Source organism: Dactylosporangium thailandense, assembly GCF_059739745.1.
On record NZ_AP029195.1, the window covers coordinates 8,881,731 to 8,896,025 of the forward strand.

General features: G+C 71.5%; 14 protein-coding genes. 2 read left to right on the forward strand and 12 right to left on the reverse strand.

Features of this window, described 5'->3' with window-relative positions; all coding sequences use genetic code 11:
• Positions 1-140 precede the first annotated feature (140 nt).
• From AC6JBM_RS39425 to AC6JBM_RS39460, 8 genes are all read right to left on the reverse strand, one after another.
• Entirely contained in the window at positions 141-821 is a 681-nt protein-coding gene (locus tag AC6JBM_RS39425) for a DUF4272 domain-containing protein (protein ID WP_497978945.1), read from the reverse strand.
• Between the two features lie 49 nt (positions 822-870).
• Entirely contained in the window at positions 871-2,148 is a 1,278-nt protein-coding gene (locus AC6JBM_RS39430; protein ID WP_497978946.1) for a thymidine phosphorylase, read from the reverse strand.
• The gene (locus AC6JBM_RS39435) at positions 2,145-2,855 is read right to left on the reverse strand and encodes a cytidine deaminase (protein ID WP_497986627.1); all 711 of its coding nucleotides are present in this window, start codon (positions 2,853-2,855) and stop codon (positions 2,145-2,147) included. The genes AC6JBM_RS39430 and AC6JBM_RS39435 overlap by 4 nt, the downstream gene beginning before the upstream one ends.
• Positions 2,856-2,900: 45 nt before the next feature.
• Positions 2,901-4,157, reverse strand: coding sequence for an ABC transporter permease (locus tag AC6JBM_RS39440; protein ID WP_497978947.1), 1,257 nt, complete (start codon positions 4,155-4,157; stop codon positions 2,901-2,903).
• Positions 4,154-5,326 carry an ABC transporter permease gene (locus AC6JBM_RS39445; protein ID WP_497978948.1) on the reverse strand — a complete coding sequence of 391 codons (1,173 nt, stop codon included), beginning with the start codon at positions 5,324-5,326 and terminating at the stop codon, positions 4,154-4,156. Before AC6JBM_RS39445 ends, AC6JBM_RS39440 begins: the two co-directional genes overlap by 4 nt.
• The gene (locus AC6JBM_RS39450; RefSeq protein ID WP_350611840.1) at positions 5,323-6,843 is read right to left on the reverse strand and encodes an ABC transporter ATP-binding protein; all 1,521 of its coding nucleotides are present in this window, start codon (positions 6,841-6,843) and stop codon (positions 5,323-5,325) included. The genes AC6JBM_RS39445 and AC6JBM_RS39450 overlap by 4 nt, the downstream gene beginning before the upstream one ends.
• A gap of 81 nt (positions 6,844-6,924) precedes the next feature.
• On the reverse strand, positions 6,925-7,986 hold the full coding sequence (locus AC6JBM_RS39455) for a BMP family lipoprotein (RefSeq protein WP_350611841.1): 1,062 nt from the start codon (positions 7,984-7,986) through the stop codon (positions 6,925-6,927).
• Between the two features lie 190 nt (positions 7,987-8,176).
• A complete protein-coding gene (locus AC6JBM_RS39460; RefSeq protein WP_350611842.1) occupies positions 8,177-8,524 on the reverse strand; it encodes a hypothetical protein in 348 nt (115 codons plus the stop codon).
• Positions 8,525-8,582: 58 nt separating this feature from the next.
• On the opposite strand from AC6JBM_RS39460, the gene AC6JBM_RS39465 reads away from it, so the two are divergent.
• Both AC6JBM_RS39465 and AC6JBM_RS39470 read left to right on the forward strand, forming a co-directional pair.
• Positions 8,583-9,497, forward strand: coding sequence for a MerR family transcriptional regulator (locus AC6JBM_RS39465; protein ID WP_497978949.1), 915 nt, complete (start codon positions 8,583-8,585; stop codon positions 9,495-9,497).
• Positions 9,498-9,551: 54 nt separating this feature from the next.
• The gene (locus tag AC6JBM_RS39470; protein ID WP_497978950.1) at positions 9,552-11,012 is read left to right on the forward strand and encodes a glycoside hydrolase family 13 protein; all 1,461 of its coding nucleotides are present in this window, start codon (positions 9,552-9,554) and stop codon (positions 11,010-11,012) included.
• A 206-nt stretch (positions 11,013-11,218) separates the two neighbouring features.
• Here the strand turns inward: AC6JBM_RS39470 and AC6JBM_RS39475 are convergent, their stop codons facing one another.
• Genes AC6JBM_RS39475 through trpS form a run of 4 tightly spaced genes read right to left on the reverse strand, consistent with a single transcriptional unit; the run spans position 11,219 to position 14,248 of the window.
• Positions 11,219-11,641: a hypothetical protein gene (locus tag AC6JBM_RS39475; RefSeq protein WP_350611845.1), complete on the reverse strand. Its 423-nt coding sequence runs from the start codon at positions 11,639-11,641 to the stop codon at positions 11,219-11,221.
• Positions 11,642-11,649: 8 nt separating this feature from the next.
• Complete coding sequence (locus AC6JBM_RS39480; protein WP_497978951.1) at positions 11,650-12,696, reverse strand: YihY/virulence factor BrkB family protein; 1,047 nt, start codon at positions 12,694-12,696, stop codon at positions 11,650-11,652.
• A 3-nt stretch (positions 12,697-12,699) separates the two neighbouring features.
• Entirely contained in the window at positions 12,700-13,245 is a 546-nt protein-coding gene (locus AC6JBM_RS39485) for a 2'-5' RNA ligase family protein (protein WP_497986628.1), read from the reverse strand.
• Positions 13,223-14,248 carry a tryptophan--tRNA ligase gene (gene trpS / locus AC6JBM_RS39490; RefSeq protein WP_497978952.1) on the reverse strand — a complete coding sequence of 342 codons (1,026 nt, stop codon included), beginning with the start codon at positions 14,246-14,248 and terminating at the stop codon, positions 13,223-13,225. The genes AC6JBM_RS39485 and trpS overlap by 23 nt, the downstream gene beginning before the upstream one ends.
• Positions 14,249-14,295: the final 47 nt, after the last annotated feature.

Below are 14,295 nucleotides of genomic sequence, written 5' to 3' on the forward strand. Positions count from 1 at the left end.
ACCGTGTGGCGCCCGTGCCCGCAGGACTGAAGCTGGATGGTGGGTGACCAGCGGCGGACCTGGCAGCGAAGGCGCGCAGCGCCGAGCGGTGCCTGGCGGGAGCGACGGTCCGCACCCCCGCGGACCCGAGTCATGCGCCGTTACGTGCTGAGATCGACCTGTTCCCAGCTCGGCGCCGCCCCGTGATACGGCCCGGTGAAGACCACCGCCCACTCCAGCGCCCACCGCCGCTGCCCCGCCGCCCCCGCGTCGACCTGCCCGGGCAGGGGCAGGCGCCGCAGCGCGCACTCCCGCAGCGACCAGTCCAGGCAGTAATACAGGTCGAGCTGGCGGGCCGCGTCGGCGACCGGGCGCGGGGCGGCCAGGGTGCGCCGGCGCCAGGCCGCGAAGCTCTCCCCTTGGGCCAGGCCGGGCAGCCGCTCCATGAGCCCGTCGGCGGCGCCCCGCAGCGGGTCGAGGTCCATCGCGATGCCCAGCAGCCACGCCAGGGCGAAGAGGGCCTCCACGTGCAGGGCGAACGCACGCTCGTCGCCGTCGCCGTCGGCCACGAACCGCCACTCCGGCGGGGTGAGCCGGTCGATCAGCCGCGCCTCGGCCAGCCACTGCACGCCCAGCTCGGGCGGCATGCCCCAGGCCCGGGCGAGCACGACGTTCAGGCATGCGGCCCGGGCCTCGATCTCCGGCCCGGGGCGCAGCTCGATATGGTCCCCCGGCTCCCAGACCAGCGGGAAGTCGGGCGGGGGAAGGGGGAGCCGCAGGCGGTGCAGCTCCTCGAGGCTCGCCTCCCGCACCCGCTGCGGATCCGGCGCCGTCGTGGTCACCCGCGCACAATAACCGTCCGCATAACCGTCCGTTCGGCCAGACTTCGCATCAGGAGATCCGGTCGAGAATGAGGGGCCGCTTGGCCGGGGGCGCCTCCGCGAGGGTGATCGCCCCGCGGGCCAGCTCCAGCGCCGCCGGCAGCTTCGCGGCGTCCTCGGCCCGCAGCTCCATGAGCACGTCGCCGGCGTGCACCGGCTCGCCCGGCTTGCGGTGCAGGATGATGCCGGCCGACTTGCTGACCGGGTCCTCCTTGCGGGCGCGGCCGGCCCCGAGGCGCCACGCGGCCACGCCGATCGCGTACGCGTCCAGCCCCGACACGAACCCGTCCGCCGCCGCGGTGATCGTCTCCACCTCGTTCGCCACCGGCAGCGGGGCGTCCGGGTCGCCGCCCTGCGCGCGCACCAGGGCCCGCCACGAGTCCATCGCGCGGCCGTCGGCGATCGCGTCCTGCGGGTCGGCGTCGCCGAGCCCGACCGCGTCGAGCATCTCCCGGGCCAGGGCCAGGGTGAGCGCGACGACGTCCTGCGGCCCGCCGCCGGCCAGCACCTCGAGCGACTCCTCGACCTCGACGGAGTGCCCGACGGCCCGGCCGAGCGGCACCTCCATGTCGGTCAGCAGCGCCACGGTGGTCACGCCGTGCGCCTTGCCCAGCTCCACCATGGTGCGGGCCAGCTCGCGGGCGTCGGCGACCTCGCGCATGAACGCGCCGGAGCCGAACTTCACGTCGAGGATGAGCGCCGACGTGCCCTCGGCGATCTTCTTGCTCATGATCGAGCTCGCGATGAGCGGGATGGCCTCGACCGTGCCGGTGACGTCCCGCAGCGCGTAGAGCTTGCGGTCGGCCGGGGCCAGGCCCTCGCCCGCGGCGCAGATCGCGGCGCCGACCGTGCGCAGCTGCTCGGTGAACTCCTCGTTGGAGAGCCTGGTGCCGAAGCCGCGGATCGCCTCCAGCTTGTCCAGCGTCCCGCCGGTGTGGCCGAGGCCGCGGCCGGACAGCTGCGGCACCGCCGCCCCGCACGCGGCCACGAGCGGCGTCAGCGGCAGCGTGATCTTGTCGCCGACCCCGCCGGTGGAGTGCTTGTCGACGGTCGGCCGGCCGACCTTGGACAGGTCCAGCCGCTCCCCGGAGGCGATCATCGCCGCGGTCCAGCGGGCGATCTCCCCCGGCGTCATGCCGTTGAGCAGGATCGCCATCGCCAGCGCCGACATCTGCTCGTCGGCGACCTCGCCGCGGGTGTAGGCCGCGACGACCCAGTCGATCTGCTCGTCGCTCAGCACGCCCTTGTCGCGCTTGGCGCGGATGACGTCCACGGCCGCGAAGCTCATCGCGTGCTCCAGTCCTGTTCGATGCCGGCCGGGCGGGGGGTGTCCCCGGCCCAGCTCGCGGTGCCCTGCGCGTCGACGACGACCACGCGCGGGGTGCGGATGCGGCCCCAGTCGACCGCCTCGGCGGCCGTGGCGAAGATCGGGCCCTCTTCCAGGATGCCCGTCGGCTCGTCATCACCGGTGCCGGATGAGCGTTCCCAGTACGACGTCCAGACCTGCCGGCCCTCGGCGACGTCCGGGTGCACGAAGACGGTCCCGCTGCCGACCTTCAGCGCGAGCGCGGCGGGGACCGTCGGGCCCAGATCCACCTCGCGCTCGTTGACGCGGGCGAGGTCGGTGTCGTCGAAGGCGTACGGCAGCAGCGCCGACATCGGCAGCGGACCGCCCACGTGATCGATCAGCAGCGTGGCCCCGCCGTGCTCCCAGAGCAGCTGGCGGCACCGCCCGCACGGCATGAGCGGCCGGCCCTCGGCGTCCACGCAGGCCAGCGCGAGCAGCCGGCCGCCGCCGGTGGCCTGCAGGCTCGAGACCAGGCCGCACTCGGCGCACAGGCCGAGGCCGTAGGAGGCGTTCTCGACGTTGCACCCGACCACGACCCGGCCGTCGTCGACCAGCGCGGCGGCACCGACCGGGAACTTGGAGTACGGCGCGTACGCCCGTTCCATGGCCGAAACCGCCGCGCCCCGAAGCGCGTCCCAATCAATCACGAGAGAGTTCACGGCTCAATAGTGCCTGGGCAAGGTCCTCCAAGGTCATCCGCCGCGGCGATAGGTCTTGCCGTCGGCCGCGGGCATCCGCAGTCGCTGCGCGGCCAGCGCCAGCACCACCAGCACCGTGATGTAGGGCGTGGCCTGCACGAGCGCCGTGGGGATCTTGTCGACGGTGAAGTAGATGACGTACGACAGGATGCCCAGCACGCCCGCGGCCACCCCGACCACGGTGTTGCGCCGCACGAACTCCCACACCGCCAGGGCCAGCAGCAGCGCCCCGACGAGGATCAGCAGCGCGTGCACCGACTCCGAGCCGCGGCGCAGCTGCAGCGCGTCGGTGTAGCCGAACAGCGAGGCGCCCAGCGCCAGCCCGCCCGGCCGCCAGTTGCCGAAGATCATCGCGGCGAGACCGATGTAGCCGCGGCCGCCCGTCTGCCCCTCGCGAAAGATCACCGAGCTGACGGTCGACAGGTACACGCCGCCGAGGCCGGCCATCGCGCCGGAGATGACGACGCCGTAGTACTTGTACTTGTACACGTTGATGCCGAGGCTCTCGGCCGCCCGCGGGTCCTCGCCGACCGAGCGCACGCGCAGGCCGAACGGGCTGCGCCACAGCACCAGCCAGGTCCCGACGATCAGCAGCACCGCGAGCACCGTCACCAGCGACACGTCCACGAGCAGGCCGCGCAGCACGCCCGCCAGGTCGCTGACCAGGAACCAGTGGTGCTTCTCGAGCCCGGCGAGCTTGTCGACGAACGGAACCGAGACCCTCGGCACGGTCTGGTCGGGCTTGAGCGCCGGCGACTGGGTCGCGCCGCCGCTGCCCCACACGATGAAGGAGAGGTACCGCGTGATGCCCGGCGCCAGCAGCGTGATCGCCACGCCGGAGATGATGTGGTCGACCCCGAACGTCACCGTGGCCAGCGCGTGCAGCAGGCCGCCGATCGCGCCGCCGGCGATGCCGATCAGCAGGCCGACCCAGGGCCCGTAGTTGAGGCTGCCCCAGGCGCCGAACCAGGTGCCGAGGATCATCTGGCCCTCGAGGCCGATGTTGACCACGCCGGCCCGCTCCGACCAGAGCCCGCCGAGGCCGGCCAGCCCGATCGGCACCGCGGCCTGCAGCGCGGCCTGGATGGCGCCCTGCGAGGTGACGTCGTCGGCCCCGGTGAGCAGGTGCACCAGCGACAGGCCGATCAGGGTGCCGGCGATGATGAGCAGGATCCGGGAGGTACTCATGCGGCGCCGCTTGGGCGCGGCCGGTCCCGCCGCGACGGCGGAGAGCATCGCGTCGGTGCTCACTTGGACTCCTCCGTGCTCGCGACCAGCGGGGCCGAGCCGACCGGGGCCGCGGTGGCGGCGCCGACCCGCTTCTGCTGGGCGCGGCGGCCGATGCGGTTGGCCAGCTCATAGGCGACGACCACGGACAGGACGGCGACGCCCTGCATGATCACCACGATCTCTTTCGGGATGCCGTCGAGGTCGAGGATGAGCTGGGAGCGGGCCAGGAAGCCCCACAGGATCGCGCCCAGGGCCATGCCGACCGGGTGGTTGCGGCCCAGCAGCGCGACCGCGATGCCGGTGAAGCCGATGCCGCCGAAGCCCTCGGTGTAGGTGTGCGTCTCGCCGAGCATCCGCGGCAGGTTGACCAGGCCGCCGATGGCGCCGGAGATCACCATCGCGGTGATGACCATCTTCTTGGCGCTCACGCCGCTGGCCGTGGCCGCGAACGGGTTGTAGCCGGTGGCCCGCAGGTCGAAGCCGAAGCGGGTGCGGTTGATGGTGAACCAGTAGACGATGCCGAGCACCGCGGCGATGGCCAGGAAGCCCAGCACCTTCTGGTCGGTGCCGGAGACGATCGGCAGGCCGGGCATCCAGGAGCTCTCGGGCAGCACGCCCGTGGTCTTGATCTGCGCGCCGGGCTGCTGCACGCCCCAGTGGTCGTTGAGCAGCCAGGTCACCACCTGGCCGGCGATCGCGTTGAGCATCAGCGTGGAGATGACCTCGCTGACCCCGCGCTGGGTCTTGAGCAGCGCGGCGATCGAGGCCCAGATCGCGCCGACGATGGCCGCGACCACGATGATCAGCACGATCCGCAGCGAGCCGGGCATCCAGCTCATGAAGGAGGCGCTGGCCAGGGCCCCGGCCATGAACGCGCCGATCTTCGACTGGCCCTCGACGCCGATGTTGAACAGGCCCATCTTGAAGCCGATGGCCACGGCGACGGCGGCGATGTAGTACTCGCTCGCCTTGTTCAGGATCTCGACGATCGAGTCCGGCTGCGTGCCGAAGTCCAGCATGTCGCTGAAGGCCTGGGCCGCGTCCTTGTCGGTGAGCGAGAGCGCGATCCAGGAGATCACGGCGGCCAGCAGCAGCGCCGCGACCGGCGCGATGAGCTGGGGCAGGAGCTTGGCCGGGTCGATGCGCCGCCAGAACGGCGGCGGGGAGGCGGTGGTGGTTCCCGCGCTCACTGGGAGGCCTCCTCGATCGTGGCGCCCGTCATCGCGACGCCCAGCTGTTCGGGGGTGACGGTGGCCGGGTCGGCGTCGGCCACCAGCCGCCCACCGTAGATGACCTTGAGGGAGTCGGACAGGCCGATGAGCTCGTCCAGGTCGGCCGAGATCAGCAGCACGCCCATGCCGGCGATGCGGGCGTTGCGGATGTGGTCCCAGATCGCGGCCTGCGCGCCGACGTCGACCCCGCGGGTCGGGTGGGCGGCGATGAGGACCTTCGGCTCGTGGCTCATCTCGCGGCCGACGATGAGCTTCTGCTGGTTGCCGCCGGAGAGGGCCACGGCGGCGACGTCGATGCTGGGGGTGCGCACGTCGTACTGCTCCACGATGCGCTGGGTGTCGCGCCGGGCGCCGCCGACGTCGATGAGCACGCCGCGGGCGTTGGGCCGCTCGGTCTGGTGGCCGAGGATCCGGTTCTCCCACAGCGGCGCGTCCAGCAGCAGGCCCTGGCGGTGCCGGTCCTCCGGGACGTAGCCGATGCCGGCCTCGCGGCGGCGCCGGGTGCTCCAGCCGGAGACGTCGTCGGCGCCGAGCCGGATGGTGCCGGTCGACTCGCGCATGCCGAGAATGGCCTCGGCCAGCTCGGCCTGGCCGTTGCCCTCGACGCCGGCGATGCCGACGACCTCGCCGCGGTGGATGGTGAAGGTCGCGTCGCTCACGACCGGGCGGCCGCCCGCGCCGAGGACCGTGAGCCCCTCGACGACCAGGGCCGGCTCGTCGGTGACGGTCGACTCGCGCGCCTCCGGGCTGGGCAGCTCGCTGCCGACCATGAGGGTGGCCAGCTGGCGGGCGCTCACGTCGGCCGGCTTGACCGAGGCGACGGTGGTGCCGCGGCGGATGACGGTGATGTCGTCGGCGACCGCGCGCACCTCGTCGAGCTTGTGCGAGATGAACAGGACGGTCAGGCCCTCGCGGATGAGCTCGCGCAGGTTGCCGAAGAGCTCGTCGACCTCCTGCGGGACGAGCACCGCGGTCGGCTCGTCCAGGATGAGGATCCGGGCGCCGCGGTAGAGCACCTTGAGGATCTCGACGCGCTGGCGGTCGCCGACCCCGAGGTTCTCGACCAGCTCGTCCGGGCGCACGCCCAGGCCGTACCGCTGGGAGATCTCGGTGATCTTGGCTTTGGCCCGCGACCCGATGCCGTAGAGCTTCTCCGCCCCGAGCACCACGTTCTCGGTCACGGTGAAGTTGTCGGCGAGCATGAAGTGCTGGTGCACCATGCCGATGCCGGCCGCGATCGCGCCCTGCGGCGAGGAGAACCTGACCGCGCCCCCGTCGACGATGATCTCGCCCTCATCAGGGGGCTGCATGCCGTAGAGGATCTTCATCAGGGTCGACTTGCCGGCACCGTTCTCACCGACGATCGCGTGGATCGTGCCCTTGCGCACGGTGAGGTTGACGTCGGAGTTGGCCACAACGCCGGGGAACCGCTTGGTGATCCCCTTCAGTTCGACGGCGGGTGGTTCCGCGGTCATCCAGGCTCCTAACAGATGAGGCGGGGGACCGGATCACAGTCCCCCGCCGAACACCCGATGTCTACTACCGGGACGTACTACTTACTTGGACGGCACCGTGATCTTGCCAGAGGCGATGTCGGCCTTGGCCGCGTCCAGCTTGTCCTTGATGTCGTCGACCTGACCACCGGACGTGGCGTAGCCCACGCCGTCGACCTTGAGGTCGAAGACGGTCGCGCCGGCCGTGAACTTGCCGTCGGCGTAGTCCTTGACGAAGTTGAACACCGCGTTGTCGACCCGCTTGAGCATCGAGGTCATGATGACCGGCTTGAGCGAGGCGTCGGAGACGGTGTTGTACTGGTCCGAGTCGACGCCGATGGCCAGGGCCTTCTTGTCCTTCGCGGCCTCGAAGACGCCGGTGCCGGAGCCGCCGGCGGCCGCGTAGACGATGTCCGCACCCTGGTCGAACATGCCGCTGGCGGCCGTCTTGCCACCGGCCGGGTCGTTGAAGCCCTTGCAGGCGTCGGCCGGGGTCGACAGGTAGTTCGTCAGCACCTTGATGTCGGCCTTGGTGGCCTTGGCGCCGGCGGTGAAGCCCGCCTCGAACTTCTTGATCAGGTCGACCTGGCAGCCGCCGATGAAGCCGACGGTGCCCTTCTTGGTCTTCAGGGCGGCGGCGACGCCGACCAGGTAGGAGCCCTGCTCCTCGGCGAAGGTCAGGTCCGCCACGTTGGCGGCCTGGGTCCCACCGTCCACGATCGCGAACTTCGTGTTCGGGCAGTCCTTGGCGGCGCGGGCGAGCGGCCCGTTCGCGGCGTCGGCGCCGTCGTAGACGAAGCCCACGGCGATGACCGGGTTGAAGCCGCTGGTGCAGAGCAGCTTCAGGCGCGAGTACTTGTCGTTCTCGCTCTCCCCGGCGACCGCGGCCAGGTCCTTGACCTCGAGGTTGAGGTCGCTCTTGACCCGGTCGAGGCCGGCGGCGGCGGAGTCGTTGAACGACTTGTCGCCACGGCCGCCGATGTCGAACGCGAGGCCGACCTTGACGCTCTTCTTCGCGGGCGGCGCGCTGCCACTGTCTCCCGTGCCACTGTCCTTGCTGTCACCGCAAGCGGCAGTGCTGCCCAACGCGACAAACGCCACCGCGGCGGCCGCGAGAACCTTCATCCCACGCACTCGGCGCAAGACGGTCTCCCTTCCCAATGCACCGCCCGAACGCGGTGAACCCAACGGCGGGAGCGTACGCCCTCGACGGTCCTGAACCACCGTTTGCTGCCGGGTTGGGAGGAGTGCGTTATAGGGCCGTGACGTGCCGGGCGCGCTCCCGCCCCGTGGGATCGATCTTGTAACACCCCCGTTACCGCCAAAACACGGCAACCGCGGCATTAACGATCGTTAACCCGCCCAATGCGAGAAAATGACCCCGGTTGACCTCGTCCCGCTTGCGGGAGAAGAAGGCCATCACGAAGATCATCAGTCCGATCACCAGCTTGACGGCGAGCTTGGCGCTCGGCGGCTCGTGATCCCCGCCGCCGCGCAGCGGAGCCGCGAGCCCGAGACCGGTCACCACCTGGATGGTCGCGCCCCAGAGCATGGCCGGGTTGATCCGGAGCTTCCCGGTGAGGTACTGCGCGATCGAGCCGCCCAGCAGCATCGCGAAGCCGATCAGGTGCAGGAACAGGAGGATGAGCCGCAAAGGTTCCACCCGCGCAACCTAGCGACCCCTTGACTCTCCCGTAGCTGGAGGGTCGAGGATCCGCGGTATGAACATCGGCGAGCTGTCGCGCCTCACGGGCCTGCCGGTCAAGACGATTCGGTACTACTCCGACGTCGGCCTGGTCCCCGAGTCCGAACGGTCCAACGCCGGGTACCGTCGCTACGACCACGGCTCGATCATGCGCCTGGAGTTCGTGCGCACGCTGCGCGAGCTGGGCCTGGACCTGGCCACCATCCGCCGGGTGCTCGACCGGGGGGCGGACCTGGGCGAGGTGGCCGCGGCCCACGCGGCGGCCCTGGGCACCCAGATCCGGGTCCTGCGCCTGCGCCGGGCGGCCCTGCGCGCGGTGGCCGACCGCGATGCGACCCCGGCCGACCTGGAGCGCCTGGCCAGGATCGCCCAGGCGAGCGCGGACGAACGACAGCGCATCATCGACGAGTTCTTCGACAGCATCTTCTCCGGCATCGCGGACTCGTCGGAGTCCCGCGAGTTCACCGCGGGCCTGCGCAGCGTGTCCGCGGACCTGCCGGACGAGCCGACGGACGAGCAGGTGGACGCGTGGATCGAGCTGGCCGAGATGCTGCGGGCGCCGGACTTCCGCGAGCGCCTGCGGGAGATGGGCCGGCGCAGCTTCGCCCCGGACGCGCGCCGCGTCGTGCCGACGGACCCGGCCGGCCTGCAGTGGTTCATCGGCCTGGTGACGGACGCCCAGGAGCGCGGCACCCCGTCCCCGGGCGCGACGGTGGACCAGGTGATGGCGCGCTGGGCCGCCGCCGCGGGCCGGACCGACGGCGAGGCGCTGCGCCGCGAGGTGGCGGACGCGATCGAGCTGTCGATCGAGCCCCGGGCGGAGCGGTACTGGCAGCTGATGGCCGTGATCAACGGCTGGCCCCCGATCCCCGCGACGATGCACCGCTGGGCGTGGTTCCTGGCCGCCCTGCGAGCGACGCTCCCGGCCTGAGCACCGGCCCGGTTTCGCCCTCTCCCGCCCCGGAGCGTCGGTAGCGTTGATCACGTGGAGTGGTGGCGTACCGCGGTCATCTATCAGATCTATCCCCGCAGCTTCGCCGACTCCGACGGCGACGGCGTCGGCGATCTGCCGGGGATCACGTCACGCCTGCCGCACCTGGCCGACCTGGGGGTGGACGCCCTGTGGCTGTCCCCCTTCTACCGCTCCCCCATGATCGACGGCGGCTACGACGTGTCGGACTACCGCGACGTCGACCCGGTCTTCGGCACCCTGGCGGACTTCGACGCCCTGCTGGCCGAGGCGCACCGCCTGCGCCTGCGGGTGATCGTCGACATCGTGCCGAACCACACGTCGTCCGCCCACCCCTGGTTCGCCGAGGGCCTGCGGGACCGGTACATGTTCGCCCAGGGCCGCGACGCCGGCCCGCCGAACGACTGGCGGTCCCTCTTCGGCGGCCCGGCCTGGAGCCAGCTGCCGGACGGCTCGTGGTACCTGCACTTCTTCGACCCGGCGCAGCCCGACCTGAACTGGGAAAATCCGGAGGTGCGGGCGGAGTTCGAGGACATCCTGCACTTCTGGCTGGCCCGCGGCGTGGACGGCTTCCGGGTGGACGTCGCCCACGGCCTCATAAAGCCCAACATTTCCGACATTTCGCCTATTTCGGTATTTGACCAGGATCGCGTCCACGAGATCTACCGCGGCTGGCGCAAGATCCTCGACGAGTACCCGGGCGAGCGCATGGCCGTGGCCGAGGTCTTCGACACCTCGCCGGCGCGGGTCGCGCGGTACGTGGCCGCGGACGAGCTGCACCAGGCCTTCAACTTCGACTTCCTCGACGCCCCCTGGGACCCCGGCGAGCTGCGGCGGATCATCGACGCCTCGCTCGCCGCGGCCGCCGGCGTCGGGGCGCCGCCGACCTGGGTGATCTCCAACCACGACCGGCGCCGGCCCGTCACCCGCTTCGGCGACGGCGTCGCCGGCCTGCGCCGGGCCCGCGCCGCCGCGCTGCTCATGCTCGCGCTGCCCGGCTCCGCGTACCTCTACCAGGGCGAGGAGCTCGGCCTGCCCGAGGTGCTAGACCTGCCCGACGAGGTCCGGACCGACCCGCAGTGGGTCCGGTCCGGCGGCGCCGAGCCGGGCCGCGAGGGCTGCCGCGTGCCGCTGCCGTGGGAGGGCGACGAGCCGCCGTTCGGGTTCGGGCCGGGCGAGCATGCCTGGCTGCCGATGCCGCCGGACTGGGCCGGGCGCACGGTCGCCGCCCAGCGCGCCGATCCCGACTCGACCCTCAACCTCTACCGCGACGCGATCCGCCTCCGCCGCCCCGCCACCACGCTGACCTGGCGGCCAGCCCCGGACGGCGTGCTGTGCTTCGAGACCGAGGGTTTCCTGGTCGCGGCCAACCTCGGCGGGTCGGCGTTCACGCTGCCGCGGGAGCCGGTGCTGGCCAGCTCGCCGGTCGGCGGCACGCTGCCGCCCGACACGACGGTCTGGATGGAAGCGGGCTGACGGGCCCCGCCGCCACCGCCGCGAAGGAACCGAAGATCGGACCGGGCGGCGAGGGCGACGGGGGAATTACAGGACGCGCGAGGAAGAGCTGGGAACCGAGGGCGACCGGGTGTGTGTGCCCGTTCCGCTTATTGGCACCATACACAACCCGAAAAAGTTGGATCTTGCGATCTCACCCAGGGCAAAGCAGTTGCTGCGAAGCGTAGTCAGCTGTTCAGCTTGGCGGCGATCCTGGCGAAGCCCGCCCGGATCTCGTCGACCGACGGCGGCTCGTGCGTGTGGTCTTCGTCGCCGTGCTCGTGGTCGTGGAACGACTCCTCGTAGCCGGCGAGCTCGGCGTCCAGCGCCGCCGTCTCCACGTCCTCGTTCTCCGCCGCCAGCCGGGACGCCGCGATGTCGCCCTGGATCTGGGCCACCGTCACGTGCGGCTGGAGCGGCTCGACGACCGCCATCAGGTCCTCGTCGGCCACCACGGCCTCGGCGAGCGCGAGCGCGTGCGCGCGCTCGTAGGGGCCGCACACGACCGGCTCCCACTCCTCCTCGTCGTTCATCGGGCCGAAGGTGATGATCCACGGCAGGGTCAGCGCCGGCGCGTCGGCCGGCAGGTCCAAAGTCACGAGTGCACCCACGGCGCCCATCATGACGGTTCCGAGCGCTCCGCACCCGCCGAACCGCCGGACGGCACGACCGGGGGTGCCCCTGGTGGCGCAACGTGAGCGGCCACCTCCGCCGCGTGCTCGGTCGCCACCGCCGCCTTCTCCACCAGCTCCGCCGCCCGCCGGGCCGCCTGCACATCGGCCCGGGGCGCCCCGCCGGCGAGGTCGCGCATCCGGCCGTGCGGGCTGGTCGCCGAGAGCGCCGCCGCGAAGAGCAGGAGCTGGTGCAGCAGGTACATGTACAGCAGCAACCCGATCGTGCCCGCCACGAGCTGGTAGGCGGGATTGTGTTCGGTGCGGGTGATGTACCACTTCCCGACCGTCTTGAGCAGGCCCAGCCCGATCGCGAAGAGCAGCGCCGAGGGCCACAGCCGCCGCAGCGACATGCGCAGCCGGGGCACGCCGACGAGCAGGGCCGCGCCCAGGAACACGTCCACGACCCCGGAGAGCAGGGTCGAGAAGCCGCGCAGCGCGACGCGCACCGGGTCCTGGTCCACGTCCCCGGCGAGCCAGTAGATCAACTCCTGCATCCCGGCGAAGATGCCGATCGAGACGAGCAGCAGCAGGCCGAGCCCGACCAGCACCGCGAGGTCGAGCAGCCAGCGGACCACCGCGTTGCCGGGGTGCTCCTGCAGCTGCCACAGCGCCCGCTGCGACGAGCGCAGGTTCTCCACCCAGCCGACCCCGGCGATGACCAGGCCGACCAGGGCGATGATGCCGATCTGCTGGCTGCCCGCGAAGATCTGGTCGCTCTGCAGCTGCGGCAGGTTGGCCTGCAGGTAGATCTGCACGCGCTCGACGACGAGCTTGTTGCCGCCCAGCACCCGGCCGAGGATGAAGAACAGCACGACGACCATCGCGAACACCGCGAAGAAGCCGTAGTACGCGGTCGCGGCGGCCAGGCGGACGGCGTCGACGTCGAAGTACCGCTCCTGGGCCCGCCACACGTGGTCGAACACCCGCGAGCGACCCCGGGCCGCCGCGATCATGCGATCGAAACCGGCCTCCAGCCGGTCCAGAGCACCCACCCGTCAATCGTCCGCCGTCAAGCGGTACTCCGCATGGGGACGCCACCGGCCGCCGTCCTCGTGTTCGAACAGCGTGAATCCGCCGACCGTGAACGAGGCCTCGTAGCCGGCCAGGTCCGCGAACGCCGCGTCGAGCTGCTCCGGCCGCACGTCGTGCGCGATGGTCACATGCGGGTGGTAGGGATAGCGCGTCGGCGCAAAGAAGCCGTCCAGCACCGCGGCGTGCAGGGACTCGCACGAAGCTATCCCGGCCGCGACCGCGACGAACACGACCTGGGTGACGGGCCGGAACGTGCCGGTGCCGCGCAGCCGCACGGTGAAGGGCCGGTGCGCCCGGGCGACCTCGCCCAGGTGCCGGTCGATCGCCGGCAGCCGGGCGGCGTCGATCTCGGTCGGGCCGAGCAGGGTGACGTGGGCCGGCACGTGCTCCGCGACCAGGTCCCCGGCGGCCAGGCGGGCGGCGGTGAGCTCGCCGCCCCAGGGCTGCGGGATGTCGATCGCGACGCCGATGGTGGTCTTGGGCACCTCAGTGTGAGGCCGCGCCGGCAGCGAGGAAGCCGATGCGGTCGTACACCGTCTTCAGTGTCGGCACCGCGACCGCCCGCGCCTTCTCGGCCCCGATCGCGAGCAGCTTGTCGAGCTGGCCCGGGTCGTCGAGGTAGGCGTTCGTGCGCTGCTGGATCGGCTTGATGAACTCGGCCACGACCTCGGCGAGGTCCTTCTTGAGGTCGCCGTAGCCCTTGCCGTCGTAGGCCGCGACGAGCTCCGGCACCGTCCGGCCGCTCAGCGCCGAGTAGATGGTGAGCAGGTTGGACACGCCCGGCTTGTTCTCGGAGTCGAAGATGATCTCGCGGCCGGTGTCGGTGACCGCCGAGCGGATCTTCTTGGCCGCGCGGGCCGGGTCCTCCAGCAGCTCGATGAGGCCGTTGGGGGTGGAGGCCGACTTGGACATCTTCGCCGTCGGCTCCTGCAGATCCGTGATCTTGGCGGTGTCCTTGATGATGAACGGCGACGGGAGCGTGAACGTCTGGCCGAACGTGGTGTTGAACCGCTGGGCCAGGTCGCGGGTCAGCTCCAGGTGCTGGCGCTGGTCCTCGCCGACCGGGACGGCGTCGGCCTGGTAGAGCAGGATGTCGGCCGCCTGCAGGATCGGGTAGGTGAAGAGCCCGACGCTGGTGCGGTCCGCCCCCTGCTTGGCCGACTTGTCCTTGTACTGGGTCATCCGGGCGGCCTCGCCCATGCCGGTCAGGCAGTTCATCACCCAGGCGAGCTGCGCGTGCTCGGGCACGTGGCTCTGCACGAACAGCGTGCAGCGCTCCGGGTCGAGCCCGATGGCCAGCAGCTGGGCGACGCCGACCCGGGTGCGCTTGCGCAGCAGCGCCGGGTCGTGGCCCATCGTGATCGCGTGCAGATCGACCACGCAGTAGAAGGTGTCGTGCGTCTCCTGCATCGGCACCCAGTTACGCAGGGCACCGAGGTAGTTGCCCAGGTGGTACGAGTCGGCGGTGGGCTGGATCCCGGAGAGGACCCGGGGCCGGGCGGGAGACGACATGACGCCATTCTGTCAGGCGCAACCGGATGCTTCACACAGGCGTCTGT

Bases quoted from the DNA above. Each gene is read 5' to 3' on its own strand.
- AC6JBM_RS39430 (WP_497978946.1), bottom strand. From the start codon at position 2,148: ATGAGCTTCGCGGCCGTGGACGTCATCCGCGCCAAGCGCGACAAGGGC.
- AC6JBM_RS39450 (WP_350611840.1), bottom strand. From the start codon at position 6,843: ATGACCGCGGAACCACCCGCCGTCGAACTGAAGGGGATCACCAAGCGG.
- AC6JBM_RS39465 (WP_497978949.1), top strand. From the start codon at position 8,583: ATGAACATCGGCGAGCTGTCGCGCCTCACGGGCCTGCCGGTCAAGACG.
- trpS (WP_497978952.1), bottom strand. From the start codon at position 14,248: ATGTCGTCTCCCGCCCGGCCCCGGGTCCTCTCCGGGATCCAGCCCACC.
- AC6JBM_RS39455 (WP_350611841.1), bottom strand. From the start codon at position 7,986: ATGAAGGTTCTCGCGGCCGCCGCGGTGGCGTTTGTCGCGTTGGGCAGC.